Genomic DNA, 22,836 nt, shown 5'->3' on the forward strand with positions numbered 1-22,836 from the left:
GGTGTTTCTCCTAGATGATTGCCGCGCATATCAGCGTAATGCCGCGGGCTTGGATCTGGTCGCGGGCCTCATGCGGCAGGCGATCATCGGTGATCAGGGTATGGACGCTGCTCCAGGGCAGTTCCAGGTTGGGAATCTTGCGGCCGATCTTGTCGGACTCGACCATCACCACCACTTCACGGGCGACCTCGGCCATCACGCGGCTCAGGCCCAGCAGTTCGTTGAACGTGGTGGTGCCGCGCTGCAGATCGATGCCGTCGGCGCCGATGAACAGTTGATCAAAGTCGTAGGAACGCAGCACCTGCTCGGCAACCTGGCCCTGGAACGAGTCCGAATGCGGGTCCCAGGTGCCGCCGGTCATCAGCAGCACCGGCTCGTGTTCCAGTTCGCTCAAGGCACGGGCCACATGCAGGGAGTTGGTCATCACCACCAGGCCGGGCTGGTGGCCCAGTTCGGGGATCATGGCGGCAGTGGTGCTGCCGCTGTCGATGATGATGCGTGCATGTTCGCGCAGGCGCATCACGGCGGCACGTGCGATGGCGCGCTTGTAGACCGAGATCGGCTGGGCAGGGTCGCCGACGAGTTCCTGGGGCATGGTGATCGCGCCACCGTAACGGCGTAGCAGCAGGCCGTTGCTTTCGAGGGCGGCCAGGTCCTTGCGGATGGTGACTTCCGAGGTTTCGAAACGCTTGGCCAATTCATCCACGCTGACTTCGCCCAGTTGATTGAGCAAGGTCAGGATGTTGTGGCGTCGTTGGGGTGTATTTCGTTTCGACATGATGAATTTATGTTTCGTTTCGAAAGATAACGAAGGCAATAAAAACCTATTGGCGAAAGATCGTCAAGCAGCATGCCGCAAATTTTTGAAACTGGCGAAGGGCTAATGTGGGAGGGGGCTTGCCCCCGATAGCAGTGCGTCAGTCATTAAGTGCTTTGACTGGACCGTCGCCATCGGGGGCAAGCCCCCTCCCACATTGGCTATTTGTTGCTGATAAGACTGTGGATAACTCAGCTCTTTTTGATTTTCACCGGGCGTTTCCAACCGTCGATGTTGCGCTGACGGGCGCGGGCTACGGCAAGCTGGGACTTATCCACATCCTGATTGATGGTTGAACCCGCTGCGGTGTTTGAGCCATCACCGATGGTTACAGGTGCAACCAGCGAGTTATTGGAGCCGATGAAGACATCTTCACCAATCGTCGTCTGATACTTGTTGGCACCATCGTAATTGCAGGTGATGGTGCCGGCGCCGACGTTGGTCCGCGCGCCGATCACCGCATCGCCCAGGTACGTCAGGTGGCCGGCCTTGGCGCCTTCGCCCAGATGGGCGTTTTTCAGTTCGACAAAGTTACCCACATGGGCCTTGGCTTCCAACACGCTGCCGGGACGCAGGCGCGCAAATGGGCCGGCATCGCTGCCCTCGCCCATCACCGCACCGTCGAGATGGCTGTTGGCCTTGATCACCACGCCCTTGCGCAGGGTGCTGTCCTTGATCACGCAGTTCGGCCCGATCACCACGTCGTCTTCGATGATCACACGACCTTCAAGAATCACGTTGATGTCGATCAGCACATCCCGGCCCACGGTGACTTCACCGCGCACATCGAAGCGCGCCGGGTCGCGCAGGGTCACGCCCTGGGCCATCAGGCGGCGGCCTTCGCGCAGTTGGTAGTGACGCTCCAGTTCGGCGAGTTGCTTGCGGTCGTTGGCGCCCTGCACTTCCATCGGGTCGTGGGGCTGTTCGGTGGCGACCAGCAAGCCATCGTTGACGGCCATTTCGATCACGTCGGTCAGGTAGTACTCGCCCTGGGCATTGTTGTTGGACAAACGGCTCATCCAGTCCGCCAGGCGATTGGCCGGCACTGCGAGAATCCCGGTGTTACCTTCGGTGATGGCGCGTTGGGCGTCGCTAGCGTCCTTGTGCTCGACGATGGCAGCGACCTTGCCGTCGGCGTTGCGCACGATGCGGCCGTAGCCGGTAGGGTCATCCAGTTCGACGGTGAGCAGGCCCATCTGGCCGGGCACGACGTGCTTGAGCAGGCGCTGCAGGGTTTCCACTTCGATCAGGGGCACGTCGCCGTAGAGGATCAGCACCGTGTCGGCTTTGATGAACGGCACGGCTTGGGCGGTAGCGTGGCCGGTGCCCAGTTGCTTGTCTTGCAATACGAAATTCAGGTCATCCGCGGCCAGGCGTTCACGCACCACATCGGCACCGTGGCCGATGACGACGTGGATGCGTTGCGGGGCCAGTTGCCGGGCGCTGTGGATAACATGACCAAGCATGGAGTTACCGGCCACCGGGTGCAGCACTTTGGGCAAGGCCGACCGCATGCGGGTGCCCTGGCCAGCGGCGAGAATGACGATTTCTAGAGACATGAATGGCTACCAATCCTGGGCGGTCCGGCTTCAGACCAGAGAAGTGTTTTGCAAAAAAAGAAAAAGGGTAGCCGAGGCTACCCTTTTTAATCAATCACGCATGAGGCGTAACGGCTTAGCCGCCAAACTTCTTGCGGATCTGCTGGACGGTACGCAGCTGAGCTGCGGCCTCGGCCAGACGAGCGGCAGCAGAACCGTAGTCGAAATCTGCGCCTTTTTCGTTCAGGGCCTTCTCGGCGGCCTTGACGGCTGCCTGAGCGGAGGCTTCATCCAGGTCAGCAGCACGTTGCACGGTGTCGGCAAGTACCTTGACCATGTTCGGCTGAACCTCGAGGTAACCACCAGAGATGTAAAACACCTCCCGGTCCCCGCCTTGCTTGGTCAGAGTGATCGGACCTGGCTTCAAACTGGTGATCAACGGCGCGTGGCCCATGGCAATACCCAGGTCACCGAGTTCGCCGTGTGCAATCACCATTTCTACCAGACCGGAGAAGATTTGCCCTTCCGCGCTGACGATATCGCAATGGACTGTCATAGCCATCTGATTGCCTCAACCTGATGAGCGCCCGTTGCCGGGCGCCGGGATTACAGTTTCTTGGCTTTCTCGATCGCTTCTTCGATGCCGCCGACCATGTAGAACGCTTGTTCTGGCAGGTGGTCGTAGTCACCGTTGAGGATGCCTTTGAAGCCAGCAATGGTGTCTTTCAGGGAAACGTATTTACCCGAGGCACCGGTGAAGACTTCAGCCACGAAGAACGGCTGCGACAAGAAACGCTGGATCTTACGAGCGCGGGATACCAACTGCTTGTCGGTTTCCGACAGCTCGTCCATACCCAGGATCGCAATGATGTCCTTCAGTTCTTTGTAACGCTGCAGCACGTACTGAACGCCGCGAGCGGTGTCGTAGTGCTCCTGGCCGATCACGTTCGGGTCCAGCTGGCGCGAAGTCGAGTCGAGTGGATCGACCGCTGGGTAGATACCCAGGGAAGCGATGTCACGGGACAGAACGACGGTGGCGTCCAAGTGGGCGAAGGTGGTCGCTGGCGACGGGTCGGTCAAGTCATCCGCAGGTACGTATACCGCTTGGATCGAAGTGATCGAACCTTCCTTGGTCGAAGTGATACGTTCTTGCAGAACGCCCATCTCTTCAGCCAGGGTCGGCTGGTAACCTACTGCCGAAGGCATACGGCCCAGCAGTGCGGATACTTCAGTACCGGCCAGGGTGTAACGATAGATGTTGTCGACGAACAGCAGAACGTCGTTACCTTCGTCACGGAACTTCTCGGCCATGGTCAGGCCGGTCAGTGCTACGCGCAGACGGTTTCCCGGCGGCTCGTTCATCTGACCGTAAACCAGTGCCACTTTGTCCAGAACGTTGGAGTCCTTCATCTCGTGGTAGAAGTCGTTACCCTCACGAGTACGCTCACCCACACCGGCGAACACGGAATAACCGCTGTGCTCGATGGCGATGTTACGGATCAGTTCCATCATGTTTACGGTCTTGCCTACACCGGCACCACCGAACAGACCGACTTTACCGCCCTTGGCGAACGGGCAAACCAGGTCGATAACCTTGATGCCGGTTTCCAGCAGGTCGTTGCCGCCAGCTTGTTCCGCGAACGAAGGTGCTGGACGGTGAATGCCCCAGCGCTCTTCGGTGTCGATCGGGCCAGCTTCGTCAATCGGGTTACCCAGAACGTCCATGATCCGGCCCAGGGTCGCTTTACCGACCGGTACGGAGATGGCAGCGCCAGTGTCCAGAACACCCAGACCGCGCTTCAAGCCCTCGGTGGAACCCATTGCAATGGTACGAACCACGCCGTCGCCCAGCTGCTGCTGAACTTCCAGAGTGGTGCCTGCATCGCTTTGTACTTTCAAAGCGTTGTAGATGCTCGGTACGCTGTCGCGTGGAAATTCCACGTCGATAACGGCGCCGATGATTTGAACGATACGTCCGCTACTCATAGCTGGATCCTCTGAATATTTGAACCGTTAAACCGCGGCAGCGCCGCCGACGATTTCCGAGATCTCTTGGGTGATCGCAGCCTGACGCGCCTTGTTGTAGATCAGCTGCAAATCGCTGATCAGATCACCGGCGTTATCGGTAGCGTTTTTCATCGCGATCATCCGCGCCGCTTGTTCAGCTGCGTTGTTCTCGACCACCGCCTGGTACACCTGCGACTCCACGTAGCGCACCATCAAGCCGTCAAGCAGCTCTTTGGCGTCTGGTTCGTAGAGGTAGTCCCAGTGGTGCTTGAGTTCCTGATCCGGAGTCGCCACCAGTGGAATCAATTGCTCCACGGTAGGCTGCTGGGTCATGGTGTTGATGAACTTGTTGGATACCACGGACAGGCGGTCAATCCGGCCTTCCAGGTACGCATCCAGCATCACCTTCACACTGCCGATCAAATCATTGATCGACGGCTCTTCACCCAGGTGGCTGATAGCTGCAACGACGTTACCGCCGAAGTTGCGGAAAAAGGCCGCACCCTTGCTACCAACTACACACAGATCAATCTCGACGCCGTTTTCGCGGTTTACCGCCATGTCCTTGACCAGGGCCTTGAACAGGTTGGTATTCAAACCACCGCACAAACCACGGTCACTGCTCACTACCACATAACCCACACGCTTAACTTCGCGGTCGATCATGAACGGGTGGCGGTATTCCGGGTTGGCGTTGGCCAGATGCCCAATTACCTGGCGGATACGCTCCGCATAAGGACGGCTAGCCGACATACGCATTTGTGCCTTGCGCATTTTGCTGACCGCCACTTTTTCCATGGCGCTGGTAATTTTTTGCGTGCTTTTGATGCTCGCAATCTTACTGCGAATCTCTTTTGCGCCTGCCATGTAACACCTATCAGGTTAGCAAGCGGGAGCCTTGCGGCTCCCGCTGCGGCTTACCAGGTTTGGGTGGCCTTGAACTTCTCGATACCGGCTTTCATGCCAGCGTCGATATCGTCATTGAAGTCACCCTTCACGTTGATCTTCGCCATCAATTCGGCGTGATCGCGGTTGAAGTAAGCAATCAGCGCTTGTTCAAAGCTGCCGACCTTGGCGATTTCAACGTCGGTCAGGAACCCACGCTCAGCGGCATACAGCGACAACGCCATGTCAGCGATCGACATCGGGGCGTATTGCTTCTGCTTCATCAGCTCGGTAACGCGCTGACCATGCTCAAGTTGCTTACGGGTCGCTTCGTCCAGGTCAGAAGCGAACTGGGCGAATGCCGCCAGTTCACGGTACTGAGCCAGAGCGGTACGGATACCACCGGAGAGCTTCTTGATGATCTTGGTCTGAGCGGCACCACCCACACGGGATACCGAAACACCGGCGTTCACTGCAGGGCGGATGCCCGAGTTGAACATGGCCGATTCCAGGAAGATCTGACCGTCGGTGATGGAAATCACGTTGGTCGGAACGAACGCGGAAACGTCGCCAGCCTGGGTTTCGATGATCGGCAGTGCGGTCAGGGAACCGGTTTTGCCGGTCACTGCGCCGTTGGTGAACTTCTCTACGTATTCTTCCGAAACGCGGGATGCGCGCTCCAGCAGACGGGAGTGGAGATAGAACACGTCGCCTGGGTAGGCTTCACGGCCTGGTGGACGGCGCAGCAGCAGGGAAATCTGGCGGTAAGCCACTGCTTGCTTGGACAGATCGTCATAAACGATCAGCGCGTCTTCACCGCGGTCGCGGAAGAATTCACCCATGGTGCAACCGGAGTACGGTGCCAGGAATTGCAGCGCAGGAGATTCCGAAGCACTGGCAGCCACGATGATCGTGTTGGCCAGGGCGCCGTTTTCTTCCAGCTTGCGAACCACGTTGGCGATGGTCGATTGTTTCTGACCGATGGCTACGTAGACGCAGAAAATGCCGCTGTTCTTCTGGTTGATGATCGCGTCGATCGCCAGAGCGGTTTTACCGATCTGACGGTCACCGATGATCAGCTCACGCTGGCCACGGCCGACTGGGATCATGGCATCGACAGCCTTGTAGCCAGTCTGTACAGGCTGGTCTACCGACTTACGCCAGATCACGCCTGGAGCAACTTTCTCGACCGCATCGGTCTCGGTGTTGTTCAGCGGACCTTTGCCGTCAACTGGGTTACCCAGTGCGTCGACTACGCGACCCAGCAGTTCCTTACCAACCGGAACCTCCAGGATGCGGCCGGTGCACTTGGCGCTCATGCCTTCAGCCAGACTGGTGTACGCGCCCAATACAACGGCACCTACGGAGTCTTGCTCCAGGTTGAGGGCCATACCGTAGACGCCGCCCGGAAACTCGATCATCTCGCCGTACATGACGTCGGCCAGACCGTGAATCCGCACGATGCCGTCAGATACGCTGACGACAGTGCCTTCGTTACGGGCTTGGGAGGTCACATCGAGCTTGTCGATGCGGCCCTTGATAATTTCACTTATTTCGGAAGGATTGAGTTGCTGCATTGCTCTGCTGCCCCTTCAAACTCAAGATTTCAATGCTTCGGCAAGGCTCGCGAGTTTGCCGCGAACCGAGCCATCGATAACCAGGTCGCCGGCGCGAATGACAATGCCCCCAATGAGGGATTTGTCTTCCGCAACTTGCAGGCGCACTTCCCGGTCGAGTCGTGCACTGAGAACCTTGGCGAGTTTGTCTTGCTGTTCTTGGTTCAATGCAAAAGCACTGGTCACTTCAACGTCTACCGACTTCTCTTGCTCGGCCTTGAACAGGTCGAACAGAGCGGCAATCTCCGGCAGAAGCGGGAGACGGTCGTTTTCGGCAACGACGTGAATGAAGTTCTGCACTTTCACATCGAACTTGTCGCCGCACACGTCAATAAACGTGGCGGCCTTGTCTGCGCTCGTCAGGCGCGGGGCCTTGAGCACGCGCTGCATGGTGTCGTCTTGCGACACTGCTGCAGCCAGGCCGAGCATGGCTGACCAAGAGGCCAGCTGCTGGTGGGCCTGGGCGTGCTCGAAGGCTGCCTTAGCGTAAGGTCGGGCCAACGTGGTCAGTTCTGCCATGATCGCCCTCGCTTAAATTTCAGCAGCCAGTTTATTAACCAGCTCCGCGTGCGCGTTTTGATCGATTGTGGCACCGAGGATCTTCTCGGCACCGCCGACCGCCAGAGCACCCAGTTGGGCACGCAGCGCGTCTTTGACGCCGTTCAGTTCCTGTTCGATCTCGGCATGAGCCGAAGCCTTCACACGATCAGCTTCGACGCGGGCTTTTTCAACAGCCTCTTCGACGATCTGGTTGCCGCGCTTCTTGGCTTGCTCAATGATTTCAGCTGCCTGTGCTTTAGCATCGCGCAGTTGATGACCCACTTTCTCTTGGGCCAACTCCAGGTCGCGAGCTGCACGGCTGGCAGCGTCCAAACCATCCGCGATCTTCTTCTGACGTTCGTGCAAAGCCGCGATGACCGGAGGCCACACGAACTTCATGCAAAACACTACAAAAATGAAGAACGCAACGGATTGGCCAATCAGGGTTGCATTAATGTTCACGCCAACACCTCGCTCATTCGTTGTCCATCACCCCAATCAACTCGAAAATTCGAGTGATTAGCCAGCGAGTTGACCAACGAAGGGGTTCGCGAAGGTGAAGAACAGAGCGATACCAACGCCGATCATGGTCACGGCGTCGAGCAGGCCGGCGACGATGAACATTTTAACTTGCAGCATTGGAACCATTTCTGGCTGACGCGCTGCGCCTTCCAGGAATTTGCCGCCAAGCAGGCCGAAACCAATGGCAGTACCCAGGGCGCCCAGGCCGATCAACAGTGCAACAGCGATAGCGGTTAGACCAACTACAGTTTCCATCTTTCCTCCCGACTTTTACGTCGTATGGTTTAGGTTTTTTAGATTTTAAAGCGGTAAAACAAATCGTTTCATAGCCCTTTCAGGCCACCTTCCCGTTTTACCGGGAAGGACATCAGACTAGTCGAGACTGGCCTTAATGGTTCTCTTCGTGCGCCATCGACAGGTAGACGATGGTCAGCATCATGAAGATAAACGCCTGCAGGGTGATGATCAGGATGTGGAACACAGCCCACGCCCACTGCAGAACAACGCCCAGGCCGCTAAGCCAGAGCAGACCGCTGCCGAACATCACAGCGATCAGAATGAACACCAGCTCGCCGGCATACATGTTGCCGAACAGTCGCAAGGCCAGGGAGATCGGCTTGGCGACCAGGGTCACGAATTCCAGCAGGAAGTTCACCGGGATCAGCAGGGCTTGAACGAAGATGTTCTTGCTGCCGAACGGGTGCAGGGTCAGTTCGCCGATGAAGCCGCCGATGCCCTTGACCTTGATGCTGTAGAAAATGATCAACGCGAACACCGACAGGGCCATGCCCAGGGTGGCGTTAGGGTCAGTGGTGGACACCGCACGGAATGGAATGTGGTGATCGCCAGTGATCAGGATGGCCAGCTGAGGAATCCAGTCGACCGGAATCAGGTCGACGGCGTTCATCAGGAACACCCAGACGAAGATGGTCAGTGCCAGCGGTGCAATCACCGGGCTACGGCCATGGAAGCTGTCTTTCACGCTGCCATCGACGAATTCGACCAATACTTCAACGAAGTTCTGCAGGGCACCCGGTTGACCGGAAGTCGCCTTCTTTGCCGCCATGCGGAAAATCAGGACGAAAATCAGACCCAATGCGACCGACCAGCCCAGAGTATCCAGGTGGAAAGCCCAGAAGCCCATTTCTTTGGCTTCTGCTGCGGTGTGGGCGAAGCCCCAGCCGCCGTTGGGAAGCTGACCGAAGGTCAGGTTCTGCAAGTGGTGCTGGATATAGCCCGAAGCGGTTGTTTCTGCCATGGTTGCCTCAAACGCCCTAAGGTTTCGAAAGTCTTGTTTTCATTAGCAGGGGAGCGAACCAGCTGACCAGTTGGGTCAACACGAAGACGCTGAATACAGCCAGCGGCGCCAATGGCTTCACACCTGCAAAGGTCAGTGCAAACAGCACTGCCGTCAAAATCAATTTCCCCGCCTCGCCGGCATAAAAAGACCGGACGATGGCCTGGGCTGCTCGGGCGCCGGAAAACCGAAAGGCCCTGTGAGCAAAATACATATTGGGCAGCAAGGCTATCAGGCCTCCGCAGAGTCCCGAGTATCCCGCTACGACTCCATGCCAATACCAAAGCGCCAGTGCGGCGATCAGCAAAATGACAAATTGCGCCAATAGAACCGGGAAAACGGCCAAGCGATGGAACGACGACGTGTTTGGCGTGCGGGTTTCCACCACTCTTGCTCCTCAATGGTCGGCTGCCGGAAATCAATAACTTGGCATAATTTGTGCCGACAAAATGCGCGCAGAGTATAGGGGCGGTTCTGCCCCTATTCAACTGTCAGGTAGTGATTTCCGATCACACGCTACATAAGCAATTGTTTCAGCGGATGTGGGCAAGAACACCCTGAAGCTCATCTAGCGAGTTATAGCCGATGACCAGTTGGCCTTTACCCTTCTTGCCATGCCGAATTTGCACCGCAGAGCCCAGGCGCTCGGCCAGGCGCTGTTCGAGACGCGCGATATCCGGATCAGTTTTGACCGCTTCGACCGGTGCAGGTTTACCACTGAGCCACTGTCGAACCAGGGCCTCGGTCTGACGAACGGTTAGGCCTCGTGCGACAACGTGTCGCGCCCCTTCAACCTGTTGATTTTCCGGTAAACCGAGCAAAGCACGCGCATGCCCCATTTCGAGGTCGCCATGGGAAAGCATCGTCTTGATGACTTCCGGCAGTGCGATCAGGCGCAGCAGGTTGGACACGGTCACGCGGGATTTACCCACGGCATCGGCCACTTGTTGCTGGGTCAACTGGAATTCCTGCTGCAAACGCTGCAAAGCGATCGCTTCTTCGATCGGATTGAGGTCTTCGCGCTGGATGTTCTCGATCAACGCCATGGCGATGGCGGTTTCATCCGGCACATCGCGCACCATCGCCGGGATGGTTTCCTTGCCGGCCTGCTGGCTCGCGCGCCAGCGGCGTTCCCCGGCGATGATTTCAAAGCGGCCGGCGCCGATCGGGCGGACCACGATCGGCTGCATCACGCCCTGGGCCTTGATCGAGTTGGCCAGTTCTTCCAGCGCCTGCGGGTCCATGTCCCGGCGCGGCTGGTATTTGCCGCGCTGGATCAGGTCCAGCGGCAAGTGCTGCAGCTCGCGCTCGTCGGCCTGTACCGCTTGTTCTTCAAGGGTCGTGACAGTCGGACCACTCAGCAGTGCATCCAGTCCACGTCCGAGACCTCGTTTCTTGACGGCCATGGGGTTTCCTTAAGTTGGCTGGGCTGCAGCGGTACGGGAGTTGCGGCGTTGACGACGAACCATCTCGCCGGCCAATGCCAGGTAGGCAATGGCGCCACGCGAGGACTTGTCATACGCCAGCGCGGGCATGCCATAGCTTGGCGCTTCGGCCAGGCGGATGTTGCGTGGGATCACGGTGTCGTACAGCTGATCGCCGAAGTGTTCCTTGAGCTGCGCCGACACATCGTTCATCAGGCTCAGGCGCGGATCGAACATGGTCCGCAGCAGGCCTTCGATCTGCAGGTTCGGGTTGAGCAGTTCGGCGATGCGCTTGATGTTATCCACAAGGTCGCTCAAGCCTTCCAGTGCGTAGTACTCGCACTGCATGGGGATAATCACGCCATCGGCGGCCACCAGCGCATTGAGCGTCAGCATCGACAGCGACGGCGGGCAGTCGATCAAGATGTAATCGTAATTCTCGCGGATCGGCGCCAAGGCGCTGCGCAGACGGCTTTCTTTCATCTGCATTTCCAGCAGCACCACTTCCGCCGCCGTCAGGTCGCGGTTGGCCGGCAGCAGTTGATAACCGCCGTGTTCGGAATAGTGCATGGCCTGGGCCAGGTCGCACTCGCCAATCAGCAAGTCGTAGACCGAGTTTTCCAGGCCGTGTTTATCCACACCGCTACCCATGGTGGCGTTGCCCTGTGGATCGAGATCGATCAACAGCACCCGGCGCTTGGTCGCGACCAGGGATGCTGCGAGGTTGATGCAGGTGGTGGTTTTACCCACGCCACCTTTCTGGTTCGCTATCGCGAATACCTTAGCCATTCTTGCTTGTGTTCCCAATCATGCCGTGCGGCGCAGTATCAGCAGATGGCGTTGGCCTTGGCAACCGGGTACGGCCAAGGCGTGTTCGCTATCGAGGTGGAAGTCTGCCGGCAATGCTAACAGCTCGTCGCTTGGATGAACGCCCTTCATTGCCAGCCAACGTGTGTCGCGGTCGCCTAAGTGGCGGGTCCAGTTGCTGAAATTCTCCATGCTGCTGAAAGCCCGGGAAACAATTCCGTTGAAAGGCTGCGGCGGCGTGAAGGCTTCGACGCGACTGTGGATAACTTGCAGGTTGTCCAGCTTCAGTTCGAGTTTGACCTGGGTCAGGAAGCGGGTCTTCTTGCCGTTACTGTCCAGGCAGGTCACTTGCGACTCGGGAAACAGGATAGCGAGCGGAATGCCGGGCATCCCGCCGCCGCTGCCGACGTCGAGCCAGCGGCCGTTTTCGATGAACGGCATCACGCTCAGGCTGTCGAGCAAGTGGCGCGAGACCATTTCGTCGGGGTCGCGCACCGCCGTCAGGTTGTAAGCCTTGTTCCATTTGATCAACAGGGCCAGGTAGCCGAGCAGCAACTCGTGCTGGGCGGGGCTCAGGTCGACACCCAACTGGCGTGCTCCTGTGGATAACTCTTCGGCGTGTTGCGAGGTGACCAACGAACTCAAGCGCTTTGCTCCAACTGACGGCCCGCGCCGCGTTTTTTCAAATGAATCATCAACAGCGAAATGGCTGCCGGGGTGACACCGGGGATCCGTGAAGCCTGGCCCAGGGTTTCCGGGCGAGTTATCCCCAGCTTGCTTTGGATTTCTTTCGACAGCCCGGAAATCCCGGTGTAATCGATATCCACAGGCAGCTTGGTGTCTTCACTGGCGCGCAGGCGAGCGATCTCGTCCTGCTGGCGATCGATATAACCGGCGTACTTGGTTTTGATCTCGACCTGTTCGGCGACCTGCGGATCGTCTGCGCCGCCGCCGGTCACTTCAATCAGACCAGCGTAGTCGATTTCCGGACGGGACAGCAGGTTCAGCAGGTTGTACTCGTGGGTCAGCGGCGTGCCGAATTTTTCGGCGATCGCGTCGCCCTGCTCGGTACCCGGGCGAACCCAGGTGCTTTTCAGGCGCTGCTCTTCCAGGTCGATACTTTCGCGTTTCTTGCAGAAAGCCGCCCAACGCGCGTCATCCACCAGGCCCAACTCGCGGCCTTTTTCGGTCAGGCGCAGGTCGGCGTTGTCTTCGCGCAGGATCAGACGGTATTCCGCTCGCGAAGTGAACATCCGGTACGGTTCCTGGGTACCCAGGGTGATCAGGTCGTCGACCAACACGCCGATATACGCTTCATCGCGACGCGGGCACCAGCTGTCTTTGCCCTGCGCGCGCAACGCGGCGTTGGCCCCGGCCAGCAAACCTTGGGCGCCGGCTTCTTCGTAACCGGTGGTGCCATTGATTTGCCCGGCGAAGAACAGACCGCCGATCACTTTGGTTTCCAGGCTGTATTTCAGGTCACGCGGGTCGAAGTAGTCGTACTCGATGGCGTAGCCGGGACGCACGATGTGCGCGTTTTCCATGCCGCGAATCGATTGCACGATCTGGATTTGCACGTCGAACGGCAGGGAAGTGGAAATCCCGTTCGGGTACAGCTCGTGAGTGGTCAAGCCTTCGGGCTCGATGAAGACCTGGTGGCTTTCCTTGTCGGCAAAGCGGTGGATCTTGTCTTCGATCGACGGGCAGTAACGCGGGCCGATGCCTTCGATTACCCCGGAATACATCGGCGAACGGTCGAGGTTCGCGGCAATGATTTCGTGGGTACGCGCATTGGTGTGGGTAATCCAGCAGCTCACCTGTTTCGGGTGCTGCTCTTTCGAACCCATGAACGACATCACCGGAATCGGCGTATCGCCGGCCTGCTCGGTCATCACCGAGAAATCCACCGAACGCCCATCGATCCGCGGCGGCGTACCGGTTTTCAGGCGACCGACGCGCAGCGGCAGTTCGCGCAGGCGTTGTGCCAGGGCAATCGACGGCGGATCGCCGGCGCGGCCACCGGAATAGTTCTGCATGCCGATGTGGATAAGTCCACCGAGGAACGTGCCGGTGGTCAACACCACGGATTCAGCGAAGAAACGCAGGCCCATCTGGGTGACAACACCGCGGACCTGGTCTTGTTCGACGATCAGGTCATCGGCTGCCTGTTGAAATATCCACAGGTTCGCCTGGTTCTCCAGGGTTTCGCGTACCGCCGCCTTGTACAGGATGCGGTCGGCTTGTGCCCGGGTCGCACGCACGGCTGGGCCTTTGCGGCTGTTCAGCACACGAAATTGAATACCCCCTTTGTCGGTGGCCATGGCCATCGCGCCGCCAAGGGCGTCGATTTCCTTGACCAGATGGCTTTTGCCGATGCCGCCAATGGCAGGGTTGCAACTCATGGCACCAAGGGTTTCCACGTTGTGCGTCAGCAACAGGGTTTTTGCACCCATGCGTGCTGAGGCCAGTGCTGCCTCGGTACCGGCATGACCGCCGCCGATGACGATCACTTCAAAACGGGAAGGGAAATCCACCACGCACCTCGTGCCTGCTTATGTAGGTAATTAGGAATTGATTGATTGAGCTGGTTTTAGAGCTTTGGCGGCCAGTATAGGGACTTAGCCCTTCCTAAAGAACCCTTTGCACAAAATTTAACCAGCTGTGGATGAATCACAGACAATAGAAATTAAAAGAGAGAAAGATATTAAATCTTTGTTTTTATGTTTATTTATACTGAGCCTACTTTCTGTGGATAGATTGCTACATCCCTTTATTTACGTAATGTACAGAGATTCAAAAGTCTGTGGTCATGTGTCCATGAGCGGCGTGGATAAGTGCTTTAAGCCTGTGGATTAAACAGTAGGTTATCCACAGAGGGGTTTTCGCTCAGGTTTCAAGCCCTGTTATCAACCGAGCACAGGCGCGGTTATTCACAGGGCTTAATCCACAGAAATTGCTGCGCCAACGCAAATCGCGCCCACGGCGAGGCCACCAATGGCTGGCTCAGGAGTGCAGAAAGAGAGGAAATCGGATGAAACAAGAGAAACAGACAGGCACGAATGGCCTGTCTGTGGACAACGAAGGTCTATTTACCAATACAGAAGCTGGAAAAGATCCGCCCCAGCAGGTCATCCGAGCTGAATGCCCCGGTGATCTCGCCCAATAGCTGCTGCGCCTGGCGTAAATCCTCAGCCAGCAGCTCACCGGCGCCTGCCAAGGTCAGCTGCGCCCGACCATGCTCCAAGGCCGCGCTGGCATGGCGCAGCGCCTCCAGGTGCCTGCGACGGGCGCTGAAGCTGCTTTCCGACGTCTGCTCATAGCCCATGCAGGCTTTGAGGTGTTCGCGCAGCAACTCCAGGCCATCCCCGGCCGACTTGGCACTCAGGCTGATCGTGACGTGGCCATCCTCGCTGGTTTCCATGGCAATGGCTTCGCCGGTCAGGTCAGCCTTGTTGCGGATCAAGGTGACTTTGGCCGGGTCGGGCCGTTGCTCGAGGAATTCCGGCCACAGGGCGAAAGGGTCCACCGCCTCGGGCGCGGTGGCGTCTACCACCAGCAGCACGCGGTCGGCTTCGCCGATGGCCTTGAGGGCGCGTTCCACGCCGATCTTTTCCACCTGGTCGTCGGTGTCACGCAGCCCGGCCGTATCGACGACGTGCAGCGGCATGCCGTCGATGTGGATATGTTCGCGCAGGATATCCCGGGTGGTGCCGGCAATCTCGGTGACGATCGCCGCTTCACGGCCGGCCAGGGCATTGAGCAGGCTGGATTTGCCCGCATTGGGGCGCCCGGCAATCACCACGGTCATGCCGTCGCGCAACAACGCGCCCTGCCCGGCTTCGCGCAGTACTGTGGATAACTCGTCGCGGACTTTATCCAGCATCGCCAACACATGGCCATCGGCGAGGAAGTCGATTTCTTCTTCCGGAAAATCAATCGCCGCCTCCACATAGATGCGCAGGCTGATCAGTTGCTCGGTCAAGTTATGCACGCGCAGGGAAAACGCGCCCTGCAGTGAGCGCAAGGCGTTGCGCGCCGCCTGTGCAGAACTGGCCTCGATCAAATCGGCAATGGCTTCGGCCTGGGCCAGGTCGAGCTTGTCGTTGAGGAATGCACGCTCGCTGAATTCTCCCGGCCGGGCCAGGCGACAGCCCAGTTGCAGGCAGCGCTGCAGCAGCATATCCAGCACGACGGGGCCGCCGTGGCCCTGCAATTCAAGGACGTCTTCACCGGTAAAGGAATTCGGCCCCGGGAAATAGAGGGCCAGGCCTTCGTCCAGCACCTGGTTATCCGCATCCAGAAACGCGCCGTAATGGGCGTAGCGCGGTTTCAACTCACGACCGCTGATGGCCTTGGCGGCCATGCCGGCGAGCGGCCCGGAAATTCGAACGATACCGACACCGCCGCGACCTTGGGCGGTAGCGACAGCAGCGATGGTTTCACGAGGAGCGCTCATCAGCAGGTTCCAGAACAAAAGTGACGGAAAGCAAAACGCCCCACTAGGGGGCGTCTTGAGTGGTTATCCACAGAGTAAGTTACGCCGCGGCTTTTTTGGTAGCCGCTTCGATCTTACGTGTGATGTACCACTGTTGAGAGATCGACAACACGTTGTTGACCACCCAGTACAGCACCAGACCAGCCGGGAACCACAGGAAGAAGAAGGTGAAGATGATTGGCATCATTTTCATTACCTTGGCCTGCATCGGATCCGGCGGAGTCGGGTTCAGACGCTGCTGGATGAACATGGTCGCGCCCATGATGATCGGCAGGATAAAGAACGGGTCTTTGATCGACAGGTCAGTTATCCACAGCATGAACGGTGCCTGGCGCATTTCCACGCTTTCCAGGAGTACCCAGTACAGCGACAGGAATACCGGCATCTGCACCAGAATCGGCAAGCATCCACCCAGCGGGTTGATCTTCTCTTTCTTGTACAGCTCCATCATGGCCTGCGACATTTTCTGCCGGTCGTCGCCATGTTGTTCTTTCAGCGCGGCCAGTTTCGGGGCCACGGCACGCATGCGCGCCATCGACTTGTAGCTGGCGGCCGACAGTGGGAAGAAGATCCCCTTGATCAGCATCGTCAGGAAGATGATCGAGAAGCCCCAGTTGCCGACGATGCTGTGGATATGTTGCAGCAGCCAGAAGATCGGCTGGGCAATGAACCACAGGATGCCGTAATCCACAGTCAGTTCCAGACCTGGGGATAACTCTTTGAGCACTGCCTGGCTTTTCGGGCCGGCGTACAGGGTCGCGCTGGTTTCAGCCTTGGCACCTGGAGCAACGGTCAACGCCGGGCCAGTAAAGCCGATGATGTAGTTGCCCTGGCTGTCCTTGCGGGTTTGCACCAGGTTGGCTTCGCCCTTGTTCGGGATCCACGCGGTCACGAAGTAGTGTTGCAACCAAGCAACCCAACCACCCTGCACGGTTTCTTTCAGCGCGCCCTTGTCGATATCTTTCATCGACACTTTTTTGTACGGCTCGTTACTTGTCCACAGGGCGGCGCCCAGGTAAGTCGCGGTGCCGGTGGCAGTGCTGGAAGAAGGATCGGAGCTGCCATCACGCTTGAGCTGGGCAAACAGGTTGCCGCTCCACGGTTTGTCGCTTTCGTTGTCGATCAGGTAAGTGACCTTCAAGTCGTACAAACCGCGGGTGAAGCTGAAGCGTTTGATGTAATTGACGCCGTCGAGGCTGAATTTCAGGTCGACGTTCAACTGGTTCTGGCCGTCAGCCAGTTGATAAGTCTTCTGTTCGGTCGAATAAACCGGACGACCGGTAGCACGCGCATCCGGACCGTTGGTGCCGGTCAGGCCGCTTTGTGCCAGATAAACGCGTTCGCCGCCGTTATCGAACAGCTGGAACGGAACATCCGGATGGTCTTGGCGACGTGGATACAGCGGCAGTTTCAGCTGCGCGATATCACCACCTTGTGGATCGATAGCCAGGTCGAGCACATCCGTTTTCACATGGATGAGGTCTTTATTGGTGACAACTGGCGTTTCTACAGGGGCGCTTGTCTCGCCATTCGCGCTGGGAACATCGGCACTCGCGGACGCATTGTTACCCAGCGGGGTGTCCGGAATAGCCGGCGCAGCCTGATTGGCAGCAACATTCTGAGTCGGCAGGGCAGCTTGGCCGTAGTCCTGGTTCCACTTAAGAACCATGACGTAGGACACGATTGCCAGGGCGACGATCAGGATCGTGCGTTTAATATCCATGATTACTCGGCCATCGAAGAAGAACGGGAGGTAGGGATAGGTGGAACCGGGTCATAACCACCGGGATTCCACGGATGACAGCGACCTAAACGACGAAAGGTCAGCCAGCCACCGCGCAGAAGACCATGATTTTCTATGGCCTCTAACGCGTAGCAGGAACAACTGGGGTAGAAACGACAGTGGTTGGCCATCAGAGGACTAATGGCATAGCGGTAAAACTGGATCGGAACGAGTGCCAGTTTACGCATCAAGGCTGTCTACCCCTACAGTTTCGGTGCTGACTGCTGGTGCTGGTTTGTTGGTACGCGCCAGACGTTTCCAGAGCTTGCCGAAATGCTGAATCAATTCGGGGTTTTCTACGTCCCCCAAGCCTTTGCGCGCGACGATAACAATATCCCAACCAACCAGAGTGTCCTGGTGGAGGCGAAACGATTCGCGCATCAGACGCTTGAGGCGATTGCGCTCAACGGAGAGCTTTACGCTCTTCTTGCCGATCACCAACCCGAGACGGGGGTGATCCAGATCGTTGTTACGCGCAAGGAGCAGGAGATTTTTCCCCGGAACCTTGCCGGTGGGGGAGTCAAAGACTGCCTTGAAGTGCCGGGGGGTAAGCAGACGCTTTTCCCGACTGAAGTCCTGACTCACCACCAGTACCGGATTATCAAACTGCCAGACGCGCACGACCTTTGGCGCGGCGACGCGACAGGACAGCACGGCCGTTCTTGGTAGCCATGCGAGCACGGAAGCCGTGGGTACGGGCGCGTTTGATGGTGCTTGGTTGGAAAGTACGTTTCATGGCGTTGTTACCTGGTTCGTCCACAACGGGCCGGAATGGCCCCCGTTTTAAGAGACCGGCGATTCTAGAGAAAGCAAGCCTCTAGGTCAATTTCCAACCAGCTTTTCCTTCAATTAGATCTTTACAGGCAATCCGCCCTTTTTTGTCCAGCGAGCTTCCAAGGGCAATGCCATAGATATAAAAATAAAGAAGGAAGTTATTTAAAGCTTTTCTGTAAAGCTTATAAAAGCTAGGCAGGCATTCCTCTGTGGATAACTACCTTTAGGCCTTATTCCACGTGATGTACAGAGAATGACAACACGGGGGAGAAACGGTGCTCTGCCTGTGCTGCGCTGTCGGATAAGCTGTGGGTGGAATGGGTTGTTATCCACAGGCCAGTTACCCACAGACTTTCGACCCCACTTGTGCAACGAGCTCAGGGGCGCTTATCCACAGAGCTTATGCACAGACCATTGGTCGCCTTTATTCACGTTAAGGCGTTGATTTTGGCTGACCTGTGCGCAACCTACATGTGGATAAGTGGGCGGCCGACCGCTACAATGGCGGCTGTTTTTGCCTCACCGGCTTTCAACTTAGGGGATATCCGTGTCAGTGGAACTTTGGCAGCAGTGCGTAGAGCTTTTGCGCGATGAGCTGCCTGCCCAGCAATTCAACACCTGGATCCGTCCGCTACAGGTCGAAGCCGAAGGCGACGAGTTGCGCGTCTACGCACCCAACCGTTTTGTTCTCGACTGGGTCAACGAGAAGTACCTGAGCCGCGTTCTCGAATTGCTCGATGAACATGGCAACGGCCTCGCGCCCGTGCTCTCCTTATTAATAGGCAGCAAACGTAGCTCCGCGCCTCGCGCTGCGCCGAATGCGCCATTGGCGGCTGCCGCGTCGCAAGCCCAGGCGGTGACGGCTCCGGTCAACCACGCGCCGGCTCCCGCGCCGACGCCTTCGAAATCGTCGGCCCAGAAAAACGCGCCGGCCAATGAAGAGCCGTCCCGCGACAGCTTCGATCCGATGGCGGGTGCCAGTTCCCAGCAAGCACCGGTTCGCGCCGAGCAGCGCACCGTGCAGGTCGAAGGCGCGCTCAAGCACACCAGCTACCTGAACCGCACCTTTACCTTTGAGAACTTCGTCGAGGGTAAATCCAACCAGCTGGCCCGCGCGGCCGCCTGGCAAGTCGCCGACAACCCCAAGCACGGTTACAACCCGCTGTTCCTTTATGGTGGCGTTGGCCTGGGTAAGACGCACTTGATGCACGCGGTGGGTAACCATCTATTAAAGAAGAACCCGAATGCCAAGGTCGTGTACCTGCACTCGGAGCGCTTCGTGGCTGACATGGTCAAGGCCCTGCAGCTCAACGCTATCAACGAGTTCAAGCGGTTCTACCGTTCCGTGGATGCCTTGCTGATCGATGACATTCAATTCTTCGCGCGCAAGGAACGTTCCCAGGAAGAGTTTTTCCACACCTTCAACGCCCTGCTCGAAGGCGGCCAGCAAGTCATCTTGACCAGCGACCGCTACCCGAAGGAAATCGAAGGCCTGGAAGAACGCTTGAAGTCGCGCTTCGGCTGGGGCCTGACCGTGGCGGTCGAGCCACCGGAGCTGGAAACCCGCGTGGCGATCCTGATGAAAAAGGCCGATCAGGCCAAAGTCGATCTGCCCCACGACGCCGCGTTCTTCATCGCCCAACGCATTCGCTCCAACGTGCGTGAGCTGGAAGGCGCGCTCAAGCGGGTCATCGCGCACTCGCACTTCATGGGCCGCGACATCACCATCGAGCTGATTCGCGAATCCCTGAAAGACCTGCTGGCTCTGCAGGACAAACTGGTGAGTGTGGATAACATCCAACGCACCGTGGCCGAGTACTACAAGATCAAGATTTCCGATCTGCTGTCCAAGCGCCGTTCGCGCTCGGTGGCACGTCCGCGTCAGGTGGCCATGGCACTCTCCAAAGAGTTGACCAACCACAGCCTGCCGGAAATCGGCGATGTCTTCGGTGGTCGCGACCACACCACGGTCTTGCACGCATGCCGCAAGATCAACGAGCTTAAGGAATCCGACGCGGATATTCGCGAGGACTACAAGAACCTGCTGCGTACACTGACTACTTGATGACACCAGCGCAGCTTATTAAGGCAAGGGACTAGACCATGCACTTCACCATTCAACGCGAAGCCCTGTTGAAACCCCTGCAACTGGTCGCAGGCGTCGTCGAGCGCCGACAGACCTTGCCGGTGCTTTCCAACGTATTGCTGGTTGTCGAGGGCCAGCAATTGTCCTTGACCGGCACCGACCTGGAAGTCGAACTGGTGGGTCGCGTTCAGCTGGAAGAGCCCGCTGAACCTGGCGAGATCACCGTGCCCGCGCGCAAGCTGATGGATATCTGCAAAAGCTTGCCCAACGACGCGCTGATCGACATCAAGGTCGATGAGCAGAAGCTGGTGGTCAAGGCCGGCCGCAGTCGCTTCACCTTGTCGACGTTGCCGGCCAATGACTTCCCGACTGTGGAAGAAGGCCCGGGTTCGCTGACCTGCAGCCTGGAGCAAAGCAAACTGCGGCGTTTGATTGAGCGCACCAGCTTCGCCATGGCCCAGCAGGACGTGCGCTATTACCTCAACGGTATGTTGCTGGAAGTGTCGGAAGGCATTATTCGCGCCGTGGCCACCGACGGTCACCGCCTGGCCATGTGTTCGATGAAGGCCGATATCGGTCAGCCGGACCGTCATCAGGTGATCGTGCCGCGCAAAGGTATCCTTGAACTGGCGCGTCTGCTCACCGAGCCGGACGGTATCGTCAGCATCGTCCTGGGCCAGCATCACATCCGCGCCACCACCGGCGAGTTCACCTTCACCTCCAAGCTGGTTGACGGCAAGTTCCCGGATTACGAGCGTGTACTGCCTAAGGGTGGCGACAAGCTGGTGGTCGGTGATCGTCAGGCCCTGCGTGAGGCGTTCAGCCGTACTGCGATTCTGTCCAACGAAAAGTACCGGGGTATTCGCCTGCAATTGGCCAACGGCCAACTGAAGATCCAGGCCAACAACCCGGAACAGGAAGAAGCGGAAGAAGAAGTGGGCGTCGACTACAACGGCGGTTCGCTGGAAATCGGCTTCAACGTGAGCTACTTGCTCGACGTGCTGGGTGTGATGACCACCGAACAGGTTCGCCTGATTCTGTCCGACTCCAACAGCAGTGCGCTGGTGCAAGAATCCGACAACGATGACTCGGCTTACGTTGTTATGCCGATGCGTCTGTAATCATGCTCAGCAGAAGCTAGATGTCCCTCAGTCGCGTCTCGGTCACCGCGGTGCGCAATCTGCACCCGGTGACCTTCTCCCCCTCCCCCCGCATCAATATCCTCCATGGCGCCAACGGCAGTGGCAAAACCAGCGTGCTGGAAGCCATCCATTTGTTGGGGCTTGCCCGGTCTTTCCGCAGTGCCCGCCTGTTGCCGGTGATTCAGTACGAACAACTGGCGTGTACGGTGTTTGGCCAGGTCGAGTTGGCTGAAGGTGGCCATAGCAGCTTGGGGATATCCCGTGATCGCGGGGGCGAGTTTCAGATCCGCATCGACGGGCAAAATGCTCGCAGCGCGGCGCAGTTGGCGGAAATCCTGCCGCTGCAACTGATCAACCCCGACAGTTTCCGTTTGCTCGAAGGCGCGCCGAAAATCCGTCGGCAGTTCCTCGATTGGGGAGTGTTCCACGTGGAACCGCGCTTCATGGCCACTTGGCAGCGCCTGCAGAAGGCCTTGCGGCAGCGGAACTCATGGCTGCGGCATGGTACACTTGACGCCGCGTCGCAAGCAGCCTGGGACCGGGAACTGTGCCTGGCCAGCGACGAAATAGATGAATACCGCCGCGCCTATATCAAAGCCTTGAAACCAGTCTTTGAGCAGACCTTGAGTGAGCTGTTGGACCTCGAAGGGCTGACGCTGAGCTACTACCGCGGTTGGGACAAAGAGCGTGAACTGAGTGCAGTGCTCGCCACGTCCTTGCAGCGGGATCAGCAAATCGGCCACACCCAGGCCGGCCCCCAGCGCGCTGATTTGCGTCTTAGGTTAGGCGCACATAATGCCGCGGATATCTTGTCCCGCGGCCAGCAGAAGCTGGTGGTATGTGCATTGCGTATCGCCCAAGGGCATTTGGTTAGCCAGGCCCGGCGCGGTCAATGTATTTATCTGGTGGATGATTTGCCGTCAGAACTCGACGAGCAACACCGCCGAGCGTTATGCCGCTTGTTGGAAGACTTACGCTGCCAGGTGTTTATCACCTGTGTAGACCACGAATTATTGAGGGAAGGCTGGCAGACGGAAACGCCAGTCGCTTTGTTCCACGTGGAACAAGGCCGTATCACCCAGACCCACGACCATCGGGAGTGA

The 22,836-nt window shown here is 58.0% G+C and carries 23 protein-coding genes; 3 read left to right on the forward strand and 20 right to left on the reverse strand.

The genetic code is table 11. The features are described from left to right. Positions 1-10 precede the first annotated feature (10 nt). From AC07W0_RS15695 to rpmH, 20 genes are all read right to left on the reverse strand, one after another. A complete protein-coding gene (locus tag AC07W0_RS15695) occupies positions 11-781 on the reverse strand; it encodes a DeoR/GlpR family DNA-binding transcription regulator (RefSeq protein ID WP_169885952.1) in 771 nt (256 codons plus the stop codon). Between the two features lie 227 nt (positions 782-1,008). After that, positions 1,009-2,376, reverse strand: a complete 1,368-nt coding sequence (gene glmU, locus AC07W0_RS15700; RefSeq protein ID WP_046484441.1) for a bifunctional UDP-N-acetylglucosamine diphosphorylase/glucosamine-1-phosphate N-acetyltransferase GlmU — start codon at positions 2,374-2,376, stop codon at positions 1,009-1,011. Between the two features lie 115 nt (positions 2,377-2,491). After that, positions 2,492-2,917, reverse strand: a complete 426-nt coding sequence (locus AC07W0_RS15705; protein WP_017848931.1) for a F0F1 ATP synthase subunit epsilon — start codon at positions 2,915-2,917, stop codon at positions 2,492-2,494. 44 nt (positions 2,918-2,961) lie between these two features. Continuing rightward, a complete protein-coding gene (atpD, locus tag AC07W0_RS15710; RefSeq protein WP_010565871.1) occupies positions 2,962-4,341 on the reverse strand; it encodes a F0F1 ATP synthase subunit beta in 1,380 nt (459 codons plus the stop codon). A 27-nt stretch (positions 4,342-4,368) separates the two neighbouring features. Further along, the gene (atpG, locus tag AC07W0_RS15715; RefSeq protein WP_017848932.1) at positions 4,369-5,229 is read right to left on the reverse strand and encodes a F0F1 ATP synthase subunit gamma; all 861 of its coding nucleotides are present in this window, start codon (positions 5,227-5,229) and stop codon (positions 4,369-4,371) included. A 50-nt stretch (positions 5,230-5,279) separates the two neighbouring features. Continuing rightward, the gene (gene atpA / locus AC07W0_RS15720) at positions 5,280-6,824 is read right to left on the reverse strand and encodes a F0F1 ATP synthase subunit alpha (RefSeq protein ID WP_017848933.1); all 1,545 of its coding nucleotides are present in this window, start codon (positions 6,822-6,824) and stop codon (positions 5,280-5,282) included. A 21-nt stretch (positions 6,825-6,845) separates the two neighbouring features. Next, positions 6,846-7,382, reverse strand: a complete 537-nt coding sequence (locus tag AC07W0_RS15725) for a F0F1 ATP synthase subunit delta (RefSeq protein WP_017848934.1) — start codon at positions 7,380-7,382, stop codon at positions 6,846-6,848. Between the two features lie 12 nt (positions 7,383-7,394). Further along, positions 7,395-7,865 carry a F0F1 ATP synthase subunit B gene (locus AC07W0_RS15730; RefSeq protein ID WP_015886647.1) on the reverse strand — a complete coding sequence of 157 codons (471 nt, stop codon included), beginning with the start codon at positions 7,863-7,865 and terminating at the stop codon, positions 7,395-7,397. Between the two features lie 57 nt (positions 7,866-7,922). Further along, positions 7,923-8,180, reverse strand: coding sequence for a F0F1 ATP synthase subunit C (gene atpE / locus AC07W0_RS15735; protein WP_002555987.1), 258 nt, complete (start codon positions 8,178-8,180; stop codon positions 7,923-7,925). A gap of 133 nt (positions 8,181-8,313) precedes the next feature. Further along, complete coding sequence (gene atpB, locus AC07W0_RS15740) at positions 8,314-9,183, reverse strand: F0F1 ATP synthase subunit A (RefSeq protein ID WP_017848936.1); 870 nt, start codon at positions 9,181-9,183, stop codon at positions 8,314-8,316. Between the two features lie 16 nt (positions 9,184-9,199). After that, positions 9,200-9,607, reverse strand: a complete 408-nt coding sequence (locus AC07W0_RS15745; protein WP_026140275.1) for a F0F1 ATP synthase subunit I — start codon at positions 9,605-9,607, stop codon at positions 9,200-9,202. A gap of 148 nt (positions 9,608-9,755) precedes the next feature. Continuing rightward, entirely contained in the window at positions 9,756-10,628 is an 873-nt protein-coding gene (locus AC07W0_RS15750; protein ID WP_017848938.1) for a ParB/RepB/Spo0J family partition protein, read from the reverse strand. A 9-nt stretch (positions 10,629-10,637) separates the two neighbouring features. Then, positions 10,638-11,435 carry a ParA family protein gene (locus tag AC07W0_RS15755; RefSeq protein ID WP_016978715.1) on the reverse strand — a complete coding sequence of 266 codons (798 nt, stop codon included), beginning with the start codon at positions 11,433-11,435 and terminating at the stop codon, positions 10,638-10,640. 18 nt (positions 11,436-11,453) lie between these two features. Then, entirely contained in the window at positions 11,454-12,098 is a 645-nt protein-coding gene (rsmG, locus tag AC07W0_RS15760) for a 16S rRNA (guanine(527)-N(7))-methyltransferase RsmG (RefSeq protein WP_026140276.1), read from the reverse strand. Then, on the reverse strand, positions 12,095-13,987 hold the full coding sequence (gene mnmG, locus AC07W0_RS15765; RefSeq protein WP_057004955.1) for a tRNA uridine-5-carboxymethylaminomethyl(34) synthesis enzyme MnmG: 1,893 nt from the start codon (positions 13,985-13,987) through the stop codon (positions 12,095-12,097). Before mnmG ends, rsmG begins: the two co-directional genes overlap by 4 nt. A 551-nt stretch (positions 13,988-14,538) precedes the next feature. Next, positions 14,539-15,909, reverse strand: coding sequence for a tRNA uridine-5-carboxymethylaminomethyl(34) synthesis GTPase MnmE (mnmE, locus tag AC07W0_RS15770; RefSeq protein ID WP_017848941.1), 1,371 nt, complete (start codon positions 15,907-15,909; stop codon positions 14,539-14,541). Positions 15,910-15,988: 79 nt separating this feature from the next. Then, on the reverse strand, positions 15,989-17,671 hold the full coding sequence (yidC, locus tag AC07W0_RS15775) for a membrane protein insertase YidC (protein WP_017848942.1): 1,683 nt from the start codon (positions 17,669-17,671) through the stop codon (positions 15,989-15,991). Between the two features lie 2 nt (positions 17,672-17,673). After that, positions 17,674-17,919 carry a membrane protein insertion efficiency factor YidD gene (gene yidD / locus AC07W0_RS15780; protein ID WP_003213574.1) on the reverse strand — a complete coding sequence of 82 codons (246 nt, stop codon included), beginning with the start codon at positions 17,917-17,919 and terminating at the stop codon, positions 17,674-17,676. Further along, on the reverse strand, positions 17,912-18,316 hold the full coding sequence (gene rnpA / locus AC07W0_RS15785) for a ribonuclease P protein component (protein ID WP_010565857.1): 405 nt from the start codon (positions 18,314-18,316) through the stop codon (positions 17,912-17,914). Before rnpA ends, yidD begins: the two co-directional genes overlap by 8 nt. Before the next feature lie 16 nt (positions 18,317-18,332). Further along, positions 18,333-18,467 (reverse strand): 50S ribosomal protein L34, encoded by a 135-nt coding sequence (rpmH, locus tag AC07W0_RS15790; protein WP_003213577.1) that lies wholly within the window; start codon positions 18,465-18,467, stop codon positions 18,333-18,335. A 585-nt stretch (positions 18,468-19,052) separates the two neighbouring features. On the opposite strand from rpmH, the gene dnaA reads away from it, so the two are divergent. The 3 genes from dnaA to recF are packed head-to-tail and all read left to right on the forward strand — an operon-like array spanning position 19,053 to position 22,836. After that, entirely contained in the window at positions 19,053-20,570 is a 1,518-nt protein-coding gene (gene dnaA / locus AC07W0_RS15795; protein ID WP_026140277.1) for a chromosomal replication initiator protein DnaA, read from the forward strand. A 38-nt stretch (positions 20,571-20,608) separates the two neighbouring features. After that, complete coding sequence (gene dnaN, locus AC07W0_RS15800) at positions 20,609-21,712, forward strand: DNA polymerase III subunit beta (RefSeq protein ID WP_017848945.1); 1,104 nt, start codon at positions 20,609-20,611, stop codon at positions 21,710-21,712. Positions 21,713-21,732: 20 nt separating this feature from the next. Beyond that, the gene (recF, locus tag AC07W0_RS15805) at positions 21,733-22,836 is read left to right on the forward strand and encodes a DNA replication/repair protein RecF (protein WP_010565854.1); all 1,104 of its coding nucleotides are present in this window, start codon (positions 21,733-21,735) and stop codon (positions 22,834-22,836) included.

The organism is Pseudomonas sp. GW704-F2 (assembly GCF_059423025.1).

What these genes read in the sequence shown, in the direction of transcription:
- glmU (WP_046484441.1), bottom strand. Translation starts at nt 2,376, where the DNA reads ATGTCTCTAGAAATCGTCATTCTCGCCGCTGGCCAGGGCACCCGCATG.
- AC07W0_RS15705 (WP_017848931.1), bottom strand. Translation starts at nt 2,917, where the DNA reads ATGGCTATGACAGTCCATTGCGATATCGTCAGCGCGGAAGGGCAAATC.
- atpD (WP_010565871.1), bottom strand. Translation starts at nt 4,341, where the DNA reads ATGAGTAGCGGACGTATCGTTCAAATCATCGGCGCCGTTATCGACGTG.
- atpG (WP_017848932.1), bottom strand. Translation starts at nt 5,229, where the DNA reads ATGGCAGGCGCAAAAGAGATTCGCAGTAAGATTGCGAGCATCAAAAGC.
- atpA (WP_017848933.1), bottom strand. Translation starts at nt 6,824, where the DNA reads ATGCAGCAACTCAATCCTTCCGAAATAAGTGAAATTATCAAGGGCCGC.
- AC07W0_RS15725 (WP_017848934.1), bottom strand. Translation starts at nt 7,382, where the DNA reads ATGGCAGAACTGACCACGTTGGCCCGACCTTACGCTAAGGCAGCCTTC.
- atpE (WP_002555987.1), bottom strand. Translation starts at nt 8,180, where the DNA reads ATGGAAACTGTAGTTGGTCTAACCGCTATCGCTGTTGCACTGTTGATC.
- atpB (WP_017848936.1), bottom strand. Translation starts at nt 9,183, where the DNA reads ATGGCAGAAACAACCGCTTCGGGCTATATCCAGCACCACTTGCAGAAC.
- AC07W0_RS15750 (WP_017848938.1), bottom strand. Translation starts at nt 10,628, where the DNA reads ATGGCCGTCAAGAAACGAGGTCTCGGACGTGGACTGGATGCACTGCTG.
- AC07W0_RS15755 (WP_016978715.1), bottom strand. Translation starts at nt 11,435, where the DNA reads ATGGCTAAGGTATTCGCGATAGCGAACCAGAAAGGTGGCGTGGGTAAA.
- mnmE (WP_017848941.1), bottom strand. Translation starts at nt 15,909, where the DNA reads ATGAGCGCTCCTCGTGAAACCATCGCTGCTGTCGCTACCGCCCAAGGT.
- yidC (WP_017848942.1), bottom strand. Translation starts at nt 17,671, where the DNA reads ATGGATATTAAACGCACGATCCTGATCGTCGCCCTGGCAATCGTGTCC.
- yidD (WP_003213574.1), bottom strand. Translation starts at nt 17,919, where the DNA reads ATGCGTAAACTGGCACTCGTTCCGATCCAGTTTTACCGCTATGCCATT.
- rpmH (WP_003213577.1), bottom strand. Translation starts at nt 18,467, where the DNA reads ATGAAACGTACTTTCCAACCAAGCACCATCAAACGCGCCCGTACCCAC.
- dnaN (WP_017848945.1), top strand. Translation starts at nt 20,609, where the DNA reads ATGCACTTCACCATTCAACGCGAAGCCCTGTTGAAACCCCTGCAACTG.
- recF (WP_010565854.1), top strand. Translation starts at nt 21,733, where the DNA reads ATGTCCCTCAGTCGCGTCTCGGTCACCGCGGTGCGCAATCTGCACCCG.